The sequence below is a fragment of the Dickeya oryzae genome (assembly GCF_009372235.1).
In the GTDB taxonomy this organism is placed as follows: domain Bacteria; phylum Pseudomonadota; class Gammaproteobacteria; order Enterobacterales; family Enterobacteriaceae; genus Dickeya; species Dickeya oryzae.
In genome coordinates, this window is sequence record NZ_SULL01000013.1 from 195,819 (window position 1) to 210,855 (window position 15,037).

Annotated in this window: 16 protein-coding genes and 1 riboswitch; of the genes, 3 read left to right on the plus strand and 13 right to left on the minus strand. The window is 56.3% G+C overall.

What is annotated here, in order from left to right; all coding sequences use genetic code 11:
* Window positions 1-15: 15 nt before the first annotated feature.
* Complete coding sequence (locus FAZ14_RS14560) at window positions 16-786, plus strand: endonuclease/exonuclease/phosphatase family protein (RefSeq protein ID WP_016942610.1); 771 nt, start codon at window positions 16-18, stop codon at window positions 784-786.
* Complete coding sequence (gene clsB / locus FAZ14_RS14565) at window positions 783-1,994, plus strand: cardiolipin synthase ClsB (protein WP_153508766.1); 1,212 nt, start codon at window positions 783-785, stop codon at window positions 1,992-1,994. Before FAZ14_RS14560 ends, clsB begins: the two co-directional genes overlap by 4 nt.
* 461 nt (window positions 1,995-2,455) lie before the next feature.
* Here the strand turns inward: clsB and FAZ14_RS14570 are convergent, their stop codons facing one another.
* The 12 genes from FAZ14_RS14570 to FAZ14_RS14625 all read right to left on the minus strand — a co-directional run bounded on the left by FAZ14_RS14570 (window position 2,456) and on the right by FAZ14_RS14625 (window position 13,031).
* The gene (locus FAZ14_RS14570) at window positions 2,456-3,166 is read right to left on the minus strand and encodes a Bax inhibitor-1/YccA family protein (RefSeq protein ID WP_016942612.1); all 711 of its coding nucleotides are present in this window, start codon (window positions 3,164-3,166) and stop codon (window positions 2,456-2,458) included.
* A gap of 193 nt (window positions 3,167-3,359) precedes the next feature.
* Entirely contained in the window at window positions 3,360-4,394 is a 1,035-nt protein-coding gene (locus tag FAZ14_RS14575) for an ABC transporter ATP-binding protein (RefSeq protein ID WP_038926362.1), read from the minus strand.
* Complete coding sequence (locus FAZ14_RS14580) at window positions 4,391-5,893, minus strand: ABC transporter permease (protein WP_235914573.1); 1,503 nt, start codon at window positions 5,891-5,893, stop codon at window positions 4,391-4,393. Before FAZ14_RS14580 ends, FAZ14_RS14575 begins: the two co-directional genes overlap by 4 nt.
* 124 nt (window positions 5,894-6,017) lie before the next feature.
* Window positions 6,018-7,034 (minus strand): iron ABC transporter substrate-binding protein, encoded by a 1,017-nt coding sequence (locus FAZ14_RS14585; RefSeq protein WP_016942615.1) that lies wholly within the window; start codon window positions 7,032-7,034, stop codon window positions 6,018-6,020.
* Between the two features lie 247 nt (window positions 7,035-7,281).
* A complete protein-coding gene (moaE, locus tag FAZ14_RS14590; RefSeq protein WP_016942616.1) occupies window positions 7,282-7,734 on the minus strand; it encodes a molybdopterin synthase catalytic subunit MoaE in 453 nt (150 codons plus the stop codon).
* Window position 7,735: 1 nt separating this feature from the next.
* Window positions 7,736-7,981: a molybdopterin synthase sulfur carrier subunit gene (gene moaD / locus FAZ14_RS14595; RefSeq protein ID WP_016942617.1), complete on the minus strand. Its 246-nt coding sequence runs from the start codon at window positions 7,979-7,981 to the stop codon at window positions 7,736-7,738.
* Window positions 7,978-8,460: a cyclic pyranopterin monophosphate synthase MoaC gene (gene moaC, locus FAZ14_RS14600; RefSeq protein WP_012885132.1), complete on the minus strand. Its 483-nt coding sequence runs from the start codon at window positions 8,458-8,460 to the stop codon at window positions 7,978-7,980. Before moaC ends, moaD begins: the two co-directional genes overlap by 4 nt.
* A 6-nt stretch (window positions 8,461-8,466) precedes the next feature.
* Window positions 8,467-8,979: a molybdenum cofactor biosynthesis protein B gene (gene moaB / locus FAZ14_RS14605; RefSeq protein WP_038926364.1), complete on the minus strand. Its 513-nt coding sequence runs from the start codon at window positions 8,977-8,979 to the stop codon at window positions 8,467-8,469.
* A 44-nt stretch (window positions 8,980-9,023) separates the two neighbouring features.
* A complete protein-coding gene (gene moaA / locus FAZ14_RS14610) occupies window positions 9,024-10,013 on the minus strand; it encodes a GTP 3',8-cyclase MoaA (RefSeq protein ID WP_038916375.1) in 990 nt (329 codons plus the stop codon).
* A riboswitch (molybdenum cofactor riboswitch) is annotated at window positions 10,001-10,145 on the minus strand. (Overlaps the previous gene by 13 nt.)
* Window positions 10,146-10,472: 327 nt before the next feature.
* Window positions 10,473-10,613 carry a DUF2474 domain-containing protein gene (locus tag FAZ14_RS14615; RefSeq protein WP_016942621.1) on the minus strand — a complete coding sequence of 47 codons (141 nt, stop codon included), beginning with the start codon at window positions 10,611-10,613 and terminating at the stop codon, window positions 10,473-10,475.
* Window positions 10,613-11,620, minus strand: a complete 1,008-nt coding sequence (gene cydB / locus FAZ14_RS14620; protein ID WP_016942622.1) for a cytochrome d ubiquinol oxidase subunit II — start codon at window positions 11,618-11,620, stop codon at window positions 10,613-10,615. Before cydB ends, FAZ14_RS14615 begins: the two co-directional genes overlap by 1 nt.
* A gap of 1 nt (window position 11,621) precedes the next feature.
* Window positions 11,622-13,031, minus strand: a complete 1,410-nt coding sequence (locus FAZ14_RS14625; RefSeq protein WP_153508767.1) for a cytochrome ubiquinol oxidase subunit I — start codon at window positions 13,029-13,031, stop codon at window positions 11,622-11,624.
* Between the two features lie 593 nt (window positions 13,032-13,624).
* On the opposite strand from FAZ14_RS14625, the gene FAZ14_RS14630 reads away from it, so the two are divergent.
* Window positions 13,625-14,545: a gluconeogenesis factor YvcK family protein gene (locus FAZ14_RS14630; protein WP_153508768.1), complete on the plus strand. Its 921-nt coding sequence runs from the start codon at window positions 13,625-13,627 to the stop codon at window positions 14,543-14,545.
* Window positions 14,546-14,547: 2 nt separating this feature from the next.
* On the opposite strand, the gene FAZ14_RS14635 is transcribed toward FAZ14_RS14630, so the two are convergent.
* The gene (locus FAZ14_RS14635) at window positions 14,548-14,994 is read right to left on the minus strand and encodes a VOC family protein (RefSeq protein WP_153508769.1); all 447 of its coding nucleotides are present in this window, start codon (window positions 14,992-14,994) and stop codon (window positions 14,548-14,550) included.
* Between the last annotated feature and the right edge of the window lie 43 nt (window positions 14,995-15,037).

Genomic DNA, 15,037 nt, shown 5'->3' on the forward strand with positions numbered 1-15,037 from the left:
GAACGAGGAGAAGCCATGGGTACCGTTTCGCCATCGCCATTGGGGATTTCTTTCACTGTCCTCACTATCAATACCCATAAAGGGTTCAGCGCACTCAATCGCCGCTTTATTTTGCCTGAACTGCGTGATGCCGTACGTTCGGTGTCCGCCGATATCGTGTGCTTGCAAGAGGTGTTAGGCCGTCACTCTACCCATCCGCTACAAGTGGAGCATTGGCCGGATACCCCACACTACGAATTTCTGGCAGAAACCATGTGGAACGATTACGCCTATGGCCGCAACGCTGTCTACCCGGAAGGCGATCACGGTAACGCCGTGTTGTCGCATTTCCCGATTTTTAGCTACCGCAATCTGGACGTATCGCTATCAGAAAAGGCCAAGCGCGGTATTCTGCATTGCGTACTGAAAGTACCCAACCGGGATGTGCATATCCACGTCGTCTGCGTTCACCTGGGGCTGACCGCCTCGCACCGGCGACAACAACTCTCGCTGCTGTGTGACCTGCTCGCTACCCTGCCCGCTGACGCGCCGTTGATTGTTGCCGGGGACTTCAATGACTGGCAGATGAAAGCCAGCGCCATACTTAAGCGCCGCGCCGGGCTGGAGGAGGTATTCAGCCAACATTTTGGCAAACCGCCCCGCACCTTCCCGGCACGTTTCCCACTGCTGCGGCTTGACCGTATCTACGTGCGTAACGCCAAAACCAGTGTACCCAAGCTACTGCCGTCCAAACCCTGGGCGCATTTATCCGACCATGCGCCGCTGGCGGTGGAGATCCATTTGTGAGAACCGAATGGCGCGACGGTAATCACATTGAATTGCTGGTAAATGGCGACGAATACTACCCCAGCGTGTTTGAGGCTATCCGCCAGGCCCGCAATCGGGTCGTACTGGAGACCTTTATCTGGTTTGAAGACAAAGTAGGCTACGCATTACGGGAGGTCTTGATTGCCGCAGCGCGGCGCGGTGTCAGTGTTGACGCCACCGCTGACGGCTACGGCTCGCACGACCTGTCACCCGGTTTTCTGGCACCAATGATCGAAGCCGGGGTGCGTTTTCATTTTTACGACCCGCGCCCTCGCCTGTTTGGCCTGATGCGTACCAATTTGTTCCGACGGCTGCACCGCAAGCTGGTGGTGGTCGACGGACACACTGCCTGGATAGGCGGCATCAATTATTCCGCCGACCACCTGAGTGATTACGGCCCGGAAGCTAAACAAGACTACGCAGTGAAAGTACGAGGCCCGGTGGTGGATGACATCTACCGTTTTATGCTGGCGGCACTGGTCCACGATGAAGAACCACATCTCTGGTGGCGGCGACGTTTTCGCCGCCCGGTGCGTAACCCACATCCCGGTAACGCACAAGCGCTGTTCGTCTGGCGCGACAATGGCCTGCATCGCCGCGATGTCGAACGACAGTATTTGCTGATGCTGCGGCGTGCCAAACGCGAAGTGGTGATTGCCAATGCCTACTTCTTCCCCGGTTATCGGTTACTGCGGGCGATGCGCAAAGCCGCACGGCGGCGTGTGCGGGTACGGTTGATTATTCAGGGGCAACCGGACATGCCTATCGTGCTGTTCGGCGCGCGCTTGCTCTACCCCTGGCTGGTGAAAGCCGGAGTAGATATTTACGAATACCGCCGCCAGCCATTGCACAGCAAAGTGGCGTTGCAAGACGAGTATTGGGCAACCATCGGCTCCAGCAATCTGGACCCGCTCAGTCTGGCGCTCAATCTGGAGGCGAATCTGTTCATCAACGATCGGGGGTTCAACCAGCAATTACGCGATAATCTGCACCAGTTGATACAGGACGACTGCGTGCAGGTTGACCCGGCACAACTACCGGCACGCTCGTCCTGGCAGGTGCTGAAAAACGTGGTGGTGTTCCATTTTTTGAAACGCTTCCCATCGATGGTCGGCTGGTTACCGGCGCATAGCCCACAGTTAACGCAGGTGGGGCACACATCGGCGGATGACAGTGAAAAGAAATGAAAAACGCTAACAGAGCAATTTGCCCCGTTGGACTACTGATACCTTTTAAATATCAGACAAGAGTTGTATATCAGACAAGGGTTTTTCTGGCGTAAAAACTGTGCTGAGGCGGGCGACTTCGCCGGATGCGCGGCAGGGAAGCCGCGCAAGCCCGTGCCGCGTATGGAGCGCGTCACGGGCGGTCCGAACAGCGAAGTCGAATGCCGAAGGAACCGCGTAGCGGCACACCATTTTGCAACGCAAAATGGAACAGCGCTTGCGCTGGCCCGCAAGGGTGAACCCGTCAGGGTTCATAGTTTAGCCCACCAGCCAGTGGTCAAGGAGAGGCAGCGCTTGAGCCTCTCATTGTCGTGCGTGCGGTGAAGTGACAAAGAAACCACTCCGTTTATCCCGCACGAAATCATTCACTGACCAGACAAACTTCACCGTTCACAAAACAATCCGGTTGTTTGTTAACAACCTCAACGCCGGCTACCGAACAAACGTAGCAGCATCAGGAACAGGTTGATGAAATCCAGATACAACGTCAGCGCACCCATGATCGAGTACTTACGGAAGTTATCCTTGTCATCAACTGACAGCTCTTCACCGATGTTTTTCAGCTTCTGTGTGTCATACGCCGTCAGGCCGACAAACACCAGTACACCGATGTAAGTGATGGCAAGTTGCAGCCCTTCACTCTTCAACCAGAAATTCACCAGGGTCGCCAGCAGGATACCAATCAGCGCCATAAACAGCATGCTGCCCAGACCAGTCAGGTCACGCTTGGTGACATACCCGTACAGACTCATGGCACCGAACATCCCGGCTGTTATCACAAACGTACTGGCGATAGACTCACCGGAATACACGATGAAAATACTGGATAGCGTCAGGCCTGTCAGCGCAGAGTAAAGCATGAACAACGTGGTCGCCACACTACCACTCAGGCGATGCACCATGCCGGACAGCACAAACACCAGCCCAAGTTGGGCGATCACCAGTCCATAAAAGGTAATTTTGCTGGAAAACACCAGCTGCAACACCGCCGGGGTATTGGCGGCATACCAGGAGACAAACGCCGTCAGCAGCAAACCACAGGTCATCCAGCCATAGACCTGCGCCATATAGGTTTGCAGACCCGTGCTGGCTTGTTGAACGATGGAACCGTTAGAACGTGGAAATCGATCCATGATGCAACCTTTGCATGAGAAGTGAAACACAACAGGCTTACGCCCACCTGACTTTCAGCTTAACACAAAACCACGCGCACAACGGGTAACACTTTCTCAACAAGGATCGTAATTCCTGCAAAGCGGGACATGGCCCGACAGGTATCACTCAACCAACCTCCCCGCCCCATACAACCGTTTCCCGCCTACCGGGTTAGTCAAGCCGATGCGCCCGCCCTGCCACTGTCAGATTGACGCCACAACCCACCACAATCTCTTCCCGACTCACGCTTTTCAGCTCAATCACCTGCTCACCTTGCGTCATGCGCAGACGTAGCGTAGAGACAAATCCGGCAAACTCAATACCGGTCACCACCGCCTGTGGCGTCACGTGAGGTTCGGCCAGCGTGACCTGAATCTGCTCCGGGCGCAACATGATACGCGCCACCCCGGCAGATTGATTATCATCCACCGCGACATCCCCCAGCGCACAGGCGGCACGCCCCCCAGTAAGCTGTGCAGGCAACACCAGCGTATCGCCCAGAAACGCGGCGATACCCTCATCCGCCGGCCGCAGGTACAGTGACTGCGGCGACCCAACCTGTACTAAGCGTCCCTGGCGCATTACCGCGACCTGATCGGCAAACGACAACGCTTCGGCCTGATCATGGGTGACCAGAATGGACGCCACACCCGCCTGCGCTAACAGCGCCGACACCGCCTGACGGGTAGCAGCACGCAGGCCGGTATCCAGCGCGGAAAACGGCTCATCCAGTAGCATCAACGCCGGGCGTTGCGACAAGGCGCGCGCTAACGCGACCCGTTGTTGTTGACCGCCGGACAGTTCATGCGGCCACAACGCCGCCAGCCGGGAGTCCAGCGACACCATCTCCATCAGCTCATCAATACGCCGCTGTTTGTCCTGTTTACTGCCCTCAAGCCCGAAACTAATATTCTGCGCCACGGTAAAATGCGGAAACAACGCACCATCCTGCGGCACAAAACCGATACCACGCAGGTGCGCAGGCACCCACTGATGCGCATCGGCCACAACGCGTGTTTGCAAACGCACGGTGCCTTTATCCGGCGCTTCAAAACCAGCGATGATACGCAGCAACGTCGTTTTACCGGAACCCGAAGGGCCGACAATGGCGGTACGGCTGCCCGGCGCGACCTGCAAATCGATGCCGTCCAGCACCGTAACAGCGTTAAACGATTTACCGATGCCATAAAGTTCGAGCGTATTCATAAGCCTGCCGTGCGTTTCGATTGGGAATAAAGTAACCAGGTCAGCGGGAGCGACAGCACCACCATGATCAGCGCATAAGGTGCCGCCGCCATATAATCAATTTCGCTGGTCAACGCCCAGAAACCGGTCGCCAGCGTCCGGGTGCCGTTGGGTGCCAGTAGCAACGTGGCGGTCAATTCGTTGGTCACCGCCAGAAACACCAATGCCGCCCCAGCCGCCGCACCCGGTGCCGCCAGCCTGAGCGTGATGCGCCACAATGCCCGTCCCGGTGAGCACCCCAGACTACGTGCCACGTTTTCCAACTCAACCGGCGCTTGCGCAATACCCGCGCGCAGGTTGATCAACGCCCGTGGCATGAACATCAACACATAGGCCAGCAGCAGGGTAAACTCGGTCTGATACAGTGGCCGCAACGTATGGATGGTGACCGTCACCAGCGCCAGAGCGACGACAATGCCCGGCAACGCGCTGGTCACGTAATTACACCCTTCCAGCAGGCGATACAGTCGTGAGGGATAACGTACCGACAACCAGGCCATCGGGAATGCGCACAGCGTAACCAGCACAGCACCGCTGATGCCCAGCCACACTGTCTGACGCAGCGCGGGCCACAGTTCGTCATTACGCCATACCTCGATGCCGCCAAGCCACAGCCAGCGGGCCAGCGTCATCAACGGGACACCCAGCGCCAGCGTGGTTAACGCCAGCGGCAATAATCCGTACATCAACGCCGCCGGGGACGACAGCCGCCACGGGGTCTGACTGCGGGCGCTACCGGAACCCACGCGAGCATAGCGCGCACGCCCACGCGTCATGGCTTCCAGCGATAACAGCCCCAGACAACACAGCACCAGCACGCCCGCCAGCATGTTCGCCGCCAGGCCGTTAAACGTCGACTGGAACTGCTCGAATATTGCGGTGGTGAAGGTATCAAAGCGGATCATGGCGTACAGGCCGTATTCCGCCAACAGATGTAACGCAATCAGCAGCGAGCCGCCCCATATCGCCAGCCGCAGTTGCGGCAGCACCACACGAAAAAAAATGCGCCAGGGTCTGGCACCCAATGAGGTCGCCACATCTTCCAGGCTGGGATCAAGCCGACGCAGCACCGCTGCCGCCGGCAGGTAAATAAATGGGAAATAGGCGAGCACCGACAGGAATACACCAGCTGCCAGGCCATTCATGCCGGGCAGCAGACTGATCCAGGCATAACTCTGGACGAAGGCGGGCACCGCCAGTGGTGCGGTCAGTAACAGCGACCACACCCGGCGCCCCGGCAAGGTGGTACGTTCGGTCAACCAGGCTAGCGCCACCCCGAACAGCGTGCAGAGCGGCAACGTGACCGCCACCAGCAACACGGTATTGAGCAGCAGTTCCCCAACCCGGGGCCGGAACACCAGCGCCTTTACCGTTTCCCAGCCCGTCGTCAGGGTCACCCCCACGACGAAACCCAGCGGCAATAACGCCAGCAGTGACAGCAGTACAGCCATCAGCGCCATACTGCCGCCCGCTATCCGGTACGGCTTCGCCCCCGAACGCGCTGGTTGTGGCATCCCCACACCAGCGACTTTCCATTCCACATCGGCCATCGGTCTTATTGGACTCCCGCCCTATACTGACGTATTACAGCAGACCGGCTTCGGTCATCAGCTCAACCACTTTCTTGCCGTTGAGTTTGGCCGCATCCACGGAGGGAGCCTGCAAGTCTTTCAGCGGAACCAGTTTCGGGTTGGAAGCCGCATTGACGCCCACGGCGTATTCAAACGCGGTATTGGTGCGCAGCACTTCCTGGCCTTTCTTACCGGTGATCCACTTCATGAATGCCTGAGCCTGTTCTTTATGCTTGCTCGATGCCAGCACACCGCCGCCAGAGATGCTGACGAACGCGCCCGGATCCTGATGCTTGAAGTAGTACAACCGGATATTCTTACTGTTTTCACCGGTTTTCGCGCCGTCGACAAACGGGTAGTAATGATAGATAACACCGCTGTCGACCTGACCGGCGTTCACCGCTTTCATTACTGTGCTGTTGCCTTTATACGCCGTGAAATTGGTTTTCATCGCCTTCAACCAGTCCAGCGTTGCTTTCTCGCCTTTCAGCTCCAGCATCGCGCTGACAATCGCCTGAAAGTCTGCACCCGACGGAGACGCCGCCCAGCGCCCTTTCCATTCTGGTTTCGCCAGATCCATCAATGATTTCGGTAATTGTGCTTCGGTCAGTTTTTCCGGGTTGTAAACAAATACCGTCGAACGGGCCGCGATACCAATCCAGCGCCCGTGGGACGGACGGTACTGCGGCGCAACCTGCGCCAGTGTGTCGGCATCCAGCGGTGCGAGCAGGTTGGCGTTATCCACCAGCACCATCGATGGCGAGTTTTCCGTCAAAAATACGTCAGCCGGTGACGCACTGCCTTCCTGAACCAGTTGGTTACCCAACTCGCTATCGCCGCCGTTACGCAGCGTCACTTTAATACCGGTATCCTGAGTGAAGCCGTCCACCCAGGACTTCACCAGGTTTTCATGCTGTGCGTTATAAATCACAATACCTGCATCCTCCGCCTGTGCGCCGAAGGACAGCCCCATCATCAGGGAAGACGCCAGCAATGTGGCGGGGAACAGGGAAGCTATACGCCGTTTCATACCATTATCCTTTTTCACTGTATGGCAATTAACTGTATGACAATAAAAGCGAATCCGGCAAAAAATCACCGCGGCTCATTATCGTTGCATAAAAATAGAAATAAAAATGATTCTTATTAATTATTATTCGAACGCTATAGCGATGCAACTTTTATAAGCGGCTGCTTTTTATCGTTTTTATTCCAGTAGTGAAATCATATCGCCAGCAATGGTGTAGCGGCGGCAATCAATCCACCGCCGTCACCGCTTAGAACCAGCGTTCTGCCGCCTGTCGATCGCTATCACGGGCATCGACCCAACGGTCACCATCCTGCGTGGCTTCCCGCTTCCAGAACGGTGCACGCGTTTTGAGGTAATCCATGATGAATTGCGCCGCATCAAACGCGGCCTGGCGGTGGGCTCCGCTAACGCCAACAAACACGATTTCGTCGCCGGGAAAAAGCGCCCCGACACGGTGGATCAGGCTGACACGTTGAATCGGCCAGCGCTCACGTGCTGCCTCGATAATCTCCGCCAGCGCTTTTTCCGTCATCCCCGGATAATGCTCCAGGGTTAACGCACTGACGTTATCCCCCAGATTGTGGTTACGCACTTTGCCGGTGAACGTGACGACGGCGCCGTCCGTATCGCTGGCTGCCAGCCAGCTGTACTCGTCGCCTACGCTGAACGGTTCCTGCCCTACCCGAATACGCGTATCCATGTCAGCCTCCGGTCACCGGCGGGAAAAACGCCACTTCGTCGCCATCGGTCAGCGGATGCGTCATCGCCACCAGCGACTGGTTAACCGCCGCCAGCAGTTTGCCGTCTTCCAGCGCCAGCGCCCAGCGGTCGCCCCGTTCACACAGCGCCTGACGCAGCGATGCCACATCCTGATACTCGGCAGGCAGGGATAACCGGTCAATACCGGTGAGCTCGCGCACCTGCGCGAAAAATAACACCGTAATCATGATGCCTCCGCCTTAAAGTCACCGGATTTACCCCCGCTTTTCGCCAACAGCCGTACCGGCCCTATCACCATGTCTTTCTGCACCGCTTTGCACATGTCATAAATGGTCAACGCCGCGACCGAGGCGGCAGTCAATGCTTCCATTTCCACCCCGGTCTTGCCGGTTAACCGACACAGGGATTCGATGCGCACCCGGTTATGTTCCGGTTGCGCTTCCAATTCAACGGCCACTTTACTGAGCAATAGCGGGTGGCACAGCGGGATTAACTCCCAAGTGCGCTTGGCAGCCTGAATGCCAGCGATACGGGCGGTGGCGAACACATCGCCTTTATGATGCTTGCCGTCGATAATCATCGACAGGGTATGCGGTGCCATTTCCACAAAGGCTTCGGCACGCGCTTCACGCACGGTCTCTGCCTTGTCGGAAACATCCACCATCGCCGCTTCACCGGCGGCATTAATGTGGGTCAGTTGTGACATAACAGCTTACTTTTTCAGGTGAGGATAGAGGTTACAGGGTTTCTGGCGCGCATCCAGTTGCTCGCAAATAATCCGCTCCCAGGCGGTACGACAGGCTTTGGTCGACCCCGGCATCGCAAAAATCGCCGTCTGGTTAGCCATACCGGCAATGGCGCGCGACTGGATAGTGGCGGTGCCTATCTCTTCATAGGACACCATGCGGAACAGTTCGCCAAATCCTTCGATTTCGCGATCAAACAACACCCGGATAGCTTCCGGTGCGAGATCGCCCGCGGTAAAGCCGGTACCACCGTTAATCAGAATCACCTGCACATCCTCGCGGGCTATCCAGGCAGACACCTGTGCACGGATGTGGTAGAGGTTTTCACTGACAATCGCGCTGCCCGCCAGATGATGCCCATCGTGCTGCAATGCTTCGCGCAGATAATCGCCAGACGTGTCGTCGTCGGCCGTACGGCGGGAGGATATCGTCATCACTGCCACACGCAGAGGAACAAATTCACTGCTGACCTTGCTCATAAACACTCCGTAACGGTATGCGTGATACCGTATTGCGCGGCTGCTTAGCCGCCAATAAAGGAAAGATTCGGGGTAATGCCGCTGTCGCCGTCATGCAGAAAATGCGACTCTCGTTTGCTGCCAAGGCCGCCGGAAATACGCAATTTCAGCGCGTCCAGTTGCTCGTCATCCATCAGCAAATCGCGCAGTGGAATGCCTTGCTCACCAAACAGGCACAGATGCAAATTACCGATAGCTGAAACCCGCAGGCGATTGCAGCTCTGACAAAAGTCTTTTTCATACGGCATGATTAGCCCCACCTCACCCTGATAATCCGGGTGTGAAAACACCTGCGCCGGGCCGTCACTGCGCGAACGAACCTGCTGTTGCCAGCCTTGCTGTAACAGACGCTCGCGAATCACCTGCCCGGAAACATGATGGCGGCGGAACATCTCCCGCCCTTCGCCGGTTTCCATCAGTTCGATAAAGCGCAGTTGGATAGGCCGGGTGCGGATCCATTCCAGAAAGGTGTGCAGGCTGTTGTCGTTAACATCACGCATCAGTACGGTGTTGACTTTCACCCGCTGGAATCCGTTAGCGAAAGCGGCATCGATGCCATCCATCACCTGACGGAATTTGTCCTGCCCGGTAATGGCGTGAAACGCCCTGGCATCCAGACTGTCGACACTGACATTGAGCGCCGTCAATCCGGCATCACGCCAGCTCGCGACATCCCGCGCCAGCCGGTAGCCGTTAGTGGTCACCGCCAGCGTACGGATAGCCGGGTTTTCACGAATCGCAGCGATAATGTCGACAAAATCCCGTCGTAAAGAGGGTTCGCCGCCGGTCAGGCGCACCTTTTCCGTGCCCAATTCAGCAAACGCCCGCCCAACACGGCGGATTTCATTCAACGACAAAAAACGATGAGGGGTCGCGCCATTGGGCTGATAGCCGTCCGGCAGACAATAAGTGCAGCGGAAATTACAGACATCCGTTATCGACAGACGCAAATAGTAAAACTTGCGCGCAAACGCATCGGTCAGTTGACTCACCATAAACACCTTTCCAAATACGGGAGATGCGGGCATTTCTACCCTGCACCCTGGTGACCCTCAGGTCACGGCCAGGAAACCCTATTCGCGCTGACTCTCGAACGTAGGTTCCAAGGCTAGGAGTTTGATTTCCCGGCATCGAACACCGATGTCGGATAACCGTGATTACTTCATGAAGTCTATCGCCAAATCAAGTCATCCGTCACTGAAAATGCGGTATATAATCTTGTATATAGCGGATTTCATTCACTATTTTCATGCTCAGCATAGCGGAAACCCGATCAATTTTTCTGACCTGTATCATGGTATGACCGATATCCTCTACTCCCATCGGAGTAAACCGCTTCCCAATGGCGACAGGTTGTACAGTTAACACAAACCGCCCGCGATGCTACCGCGGGCGGTTTGTGCTCATGCCGAGGCCAATACCAATTGATGCCAATTAAGCGATGTGACTCATGGTTAGTGGGTTTTCAGCCCGGCTGCCGTCATCAGCAGGCGAAATACCGTTGCGACCACACCGAGTGCGAGCACACTGGCTCCCCATAAGATGACCATCCATAACAGCCGCCGCCATAGCGATGGCGCGTTTGTCCCCACCATCAGTGGTATCCCTCCTCAGGCCGTACCTTTCCCCGGAACACGTAGTAACTCCAGAAGGTGTACCCCAGAATAACCGGGATGATCAGCAATGCGCCGAATAGCATAAATCCCTGGCTCTGCGGTGGCGCAGCCGCGTCCCACAGGGTCAATCGCGGTGGAATGATCATCGGCCACAGGCTGATACCCAGTCCGGTAAAGCCCAGGAAGATAAGCCCCAGCGTCAACAGGAAAGGCGCGTAATGTGCCTGGCGGCGAACGCCACGCACAATACCTGCCGCACACAGCACCACCAGAATCGGAACCGGCAGGAACCAAAACAGATTGGGCAGCGAGAACCAGCGCTTCGCAATGGCGGGGTGAGCCAGCGGCGTCCACACGCTGATGACGCCAATAACCACCAGCAACAACGCCACCAGTGACGGTGCCAATGCCGACATACGGCTATGCAGCGACTGTCCGGTTTTCATGATAAGCCAGGTACAGCCCAGCAGCGCATACGCCACCACCAGCCCAACGCCGCAAAACAGCGAAAACGGTGTCAGCCAGCCGAATACCGGGCCGGAGAAATGGCGATCGGTCACCTCAAACCCATTAAGCACCGCCCCGACGGTCACCCCCTGAAAAAAGGTCGCCACCACCGATCCCCACAGGAAGGCACGGTCCCAAAACGGACGGTGTGACGGCGTCGCTTTGAAGCGAAACTCGAAGGCCACACCACGAAAAATCAGCCCCACTAGCATCAACGTCAGCGGGATGGTCAGCGCATCGACGATCACCGCGTAAGCCAGTGGAAAGGCACCAAACAACCCGGCCCCGCCGAGCACCAGCCAGGTTTCGTTGCCATCCCACACCGGTGCGACGGTATTCACCATCACATCCCGGTCGGCTGGGTTCCGGTGAGTCAGAAATAAAATGCCGATGCCCAGATCAAAACCGTCCATCACGATATACATCAGGGTGGCGAAAATAATGATGGCGAACCAGACAACAGAAAGCTCAATACCCATGTTATTTCCCCTCTCCCAACAAATCCTGCGCCGCTGATAACGGTCGCGCGGGTGTCTGCGCCAGTCCCGGTTCACCGTTGGGCGCGCCCTCTCCCGGTTGCGGTCCTTTTTTAATCAAGCGCACCAGATAGGCATACCCCACGCCAAATACCGACAGGTACACCGCAATAAATAGCAGCAAACTCACACTCATCTGCAGGTCACCGTGTGCCGATACCGCCTCACGGGTGCGTTGCAAACCGTAAACCACCCACGGTTGGCGGCCGACTTCGGTAGTGAACCAACCGGCCAGAATGGCGACCAACCCCGACGGCCCCATCAGCAGGGTGAACCACAAAAATGGCCGCGACTGATACAAACGCTGACGCCAGCGCAGCCACAACCCCAGAGCCCCGAGCAGGATCATCAGCATTCCCAAACCGACCATGATGCGAAACGACCAAAACACCACCGGCGAGTTGGGTCGTTCGTCTTTAGGGAAGCTCTTCAATGCCGGGACCTGTTTATCCAGACTGTGGGTCAGGATCAGGCTACCCAGATAAGGAATTTCCAGCGCATAGCGGGTGGTTTCACGTTCCATATCCGGCCAGCCCACCAAAATCAGCGGCGTCGGTTCGCCGGGTGGGTTATCCCAGTGGCCTTCAATCGCGGCAATTTTAGCGGGCTGGTATTTCAGCGTGTTCAGACCATGCATATCGCCCAGCAACGCCTGAATGGGAGCGACAATCAACGCCATCCAGAGTGCCATCGACAACATTTTGCGAATGGCCGGGGTATCGTTGCGCCGCAGCAAATGCCAGGCGGCAGACGCGCCGACAAAAAAGGCGCTGGCAAGAAATGCCGCCGTCGCCATATGCATCAGTCGGTACGGGAAAGAGGGATTGAAGATAACCGCCAGCCAGTCTACCGGCACCACCACACCGTTATGAATTTCGTGCCCCTGCGGGGTCTGCATCCAACTGTTGGAGGCGAGGATCCAGAACGTGGACATGATCGTACCGAGTGCCACCATGCAGGTCGCGAAAAAGTGCAACCCCGGCCCGACCCGCTGCCAGCCAAACAACATGACACCGAGAAAACCGGCTTCCAAAAAGAATGCGGTCAGCACCTCGTAGGTCAACAGTGGGCCGGTAATACTGCCAGCAAACTGCGAAAAACCGCTCCAGTTGGTACCAAACTGGTAGGCCATCACCAGACCGGACACCACACCCATACCAAAGTTAACGGCAAAGATTTTCGACCAGAAATGGTAGAGATCACAGTAGTCGCGGTTTCTGGTTTTCAGCCACAACCCTTCCAGCACAGCCAGAAAACTGGCCAGCCCAATAGTGATGGCGGGAAAAATGATATGGAAGGATACCGTGAACGCAAACTGTATCCTTGCCAGATGAAATGCATCGAGTCCAAACATGCCTTACCCCTGGACTGTTATCAGCCCTGCTATCGTTTTACTTGTCGGCTGGCACGCAGGCCAGAATCAGGAAACAGCGCCGACGTGCGCCGATGACATAACGCGCGGGAAATATCGCGCCGAGGCGAGATACCACCGGCACTGATCTTAAAATGGGCAGGAGTGAATGGGTATAAACAGTCTGCGTTATTTAGACTATAACAGCTTGAACATCATTTAATAATTTCATTATTAATCAGCAATAAAATCAAATGATGATTTTTAAACACCTTTAAAAACAAATAAATGATAAATATTGATAGAAATATAACAGAATAATTTATTACAAATTAAATTTGGGAAGAATATATTCCCTCTCCCTTGATATCGGTCGTTGTCCCCTCGGCATCGTTGCCTGTCTGATGTCCAGCCAGCCTGTTCACCACCAGGCCTTCCCGACGTCACGGTGCTGTTTACTGCCCCTCGGGTGAACATCATTAACCCCATCGATACCTGGCGCTGAAATTTTCAGTTGGCACTTATGCAGCTTTCACCAAAGATGTGGTATATAACCGCTACTTTTTAGGGTAGATAACCGGAATATAAGGGCAGGTATGGGTAATCGCACGTTGGCGGAGCTGGGTAGCGTGGTCGCACTGGGTGGCGGCCATGGACTGGGGCGCGTGATGTCATCGCTCTCCTTTCTCGGCTCGCGGCTGACAGGCATTGTCACCACCACCGACAATGGCGGCTCTACCGGGCGCATTCGCCGCTCGGAAGGCGGCATTGCCTGGGGCGACACCCGTAACTGTCTTAACCAGCTGATCACCACGCCCAGTGTCGCCTCCGCCATGTTTGAATACCGCTTCAACGGCAACGGCGAGTTGTCCGGCCACAACCTGGGTAATTTGATGCTCAAAGCGATGGACCACCTCAGTGTGCGTCCACTGGAAGCCATCAACCTGATACGCAATCTGCTTAACGTCGACGCGCTTTTGATCCCGATGTCAGAGCAGCCCGTCGACCTGATGGCGATTGATACGCAAGGCAACCCGGTGTATGGCGAAGTGGCGGTCGATCAACTCGCCGCACTGCCGCAAGACCTGATGCTCTATCCAAGTGCACCGGCCACACAAGAGGCGTTGACGGCGATAGCCGAAGCAGACCTGATCCTGATAGGGCCAGGCAGTTTCCTCACCAGCCTGATGCCGCCTTTACTGCTGACCGATCTGGCTCAGTCGCTGCACGACGCGCGTGCGCCGGTGGTCTATATCGGTAATCTGGGGACTGAACAAAGCCAGATAGCCACCCGTCTGACACTGGTCCGAAAGCTGCAACTCATCGAAAGCAAGATCAACCGGCGCATCATCGATGCCGTTGTTGTCGCTCCCCAAACCGATACTCATGGCGTGAACGACCGCCTGATTATCCGACAGCCGCTGGGGGCACAAGATGTGCCCCACCACCATGATCGCCAATTGCTGCAAGCCGCGTTAGAGCAGGCCGTGCAAGCGCTGGGGCTGTGTCCGGCTTAAGGTCACGCCCTCAGCCACGGCGTATGGGTAACCCCCACTAATAGCCCCTCAGGGCTGAGGAAACGGGTTACCGTCTGACCCCAGGGTTCCAGTCGGTTATCCACCAGCAATGGGTAACCCTGTTGTTTGATTGCCTCGGTCGCCGCCCCGATATCCACCACTTCCAGTTCCATCCAGCCTTGCGGAATCGGGTAGGTTGACGGCCAGCTGTCAGTGCCGAAGCAGGACTGGCTCGCCTGCGCCAGCGGCCATAATGCAAAGTGCTTCACACCGTCCAACGTATCGCAGGTCAGGTAGGCGTCATTACCTTCCATCGGTTTTATCGGCAGATTCAACAGGGTCTGATAGAACGTCTGGCTGGTCGGCACCGACACCGTTATCGGCCCAAAACCTGCCACGAACAGCACATCGACACCAGAAAGCGGCACATCGGGGATCGTATTTTTCATCACACCATCACTCTTGTATTCGGAGGTATCGCGTCACGCCGCT

Coding starts and splice junctions, on each gene's coding strand:
- FAZ14_RS14560 (WP_016942610.1), top strand. CDS start 16: ATGGGTACCGTTTCGCCATCGCCATTGGGGATTTCTTTCACTGTCCTC.
- FAZ14_RS14570 (WP_016942612.1), bottom strand. CDS start 3,166: ATGGATCGATTTCCACGTTCTAACGGTTCCATCGTTCAACAAGCCAGC.
- FAZ14_RS14575 (WP_038926362.1), bottom strand. CDS start 4,394: ATGAATACGCTCGAACTTTATGGCATCGGTAAATCGTTTAACGCTGTT.
- FAZ14_RS14580 (WP_235914573.1), bottom strand. CDS start 5,893: ATGGCGCTGATGGCTGTACTGCTGTCACTGCTGGCGTTATTGCCGCTG.
- FAZ14_RS14585 (WP_016942615.1), bottom strand. CDS start 7,034: ATGAAACGGCGTATAGCTTCCCTGTTCCCCGCCACATTGCTGGCGTCT.
- moaE (WP_016942616.1), bottom strand. CDS start 7,734: ATGGATACGCGTATTCGGGTAGGGCAGGAACCGTTCAGCGTAGGCGAC.
- moaD (WP_016942617.1), bottom strand. CDS start 7,981: ATGATTACGGTGTTATTTTTCGCGCAGGTGCGCGAGCTCACCGGTATT.
- moaC (WP_012885132.1), bottom strand. CDS start 8,460: ATGTCACAACTGACCCACATTAATGCCGCCGGTGAAGCGGCGATGGTG.
- moaB (WP_038926364.1), bottom strand. CDS start 8,979: ATGAGCAAGGTCAGCAGTGAATTTGTTCCTCTGCGTGTGGCAGTGATG.
- moaA (WP_038916375.1), bottom strand. CDS start 10,013: ATGGTGAGTCAACTGACCGATGCGTTTGCGCGCAAGTTTTACTATTTG.
- FAZ14_RS14615 (WP_016942621.1), bottom strand. CDS start 10,613: ATGGTGGGGACAAACGCGCCATCGCTATGGCGGCGGCTGTTATGGATG.
- cydB (WP_016942622.1), bottom strand. CDS start 11,620: ATGGGTATTGAGCTTTCTGTTGTCTGGTTCGCCATCATTATTTTCGCC.
- FAZ14_RS14625 (WP_153508767.1), bottom strand. CDS start 13,031: ATGTTTGGACTCGATGCATTTCATCTGGCAAGGATACAGTTTGCGTTC.
- FAZ14_RS14630 (WP_153508768.1), top strand. CDS start 13,625: ATGGGTAATCGCACGTTGGCGGAGCTGGGTAGCGTGGTCGCACTGGGT.
- FAZ14_RS14635 (WP_153508769.1), bottom strand. CDS start 14,994: ATGAAAAATACGATCCCCGATGTGCCGCTTTCTGGTGTCGATGTGCTG.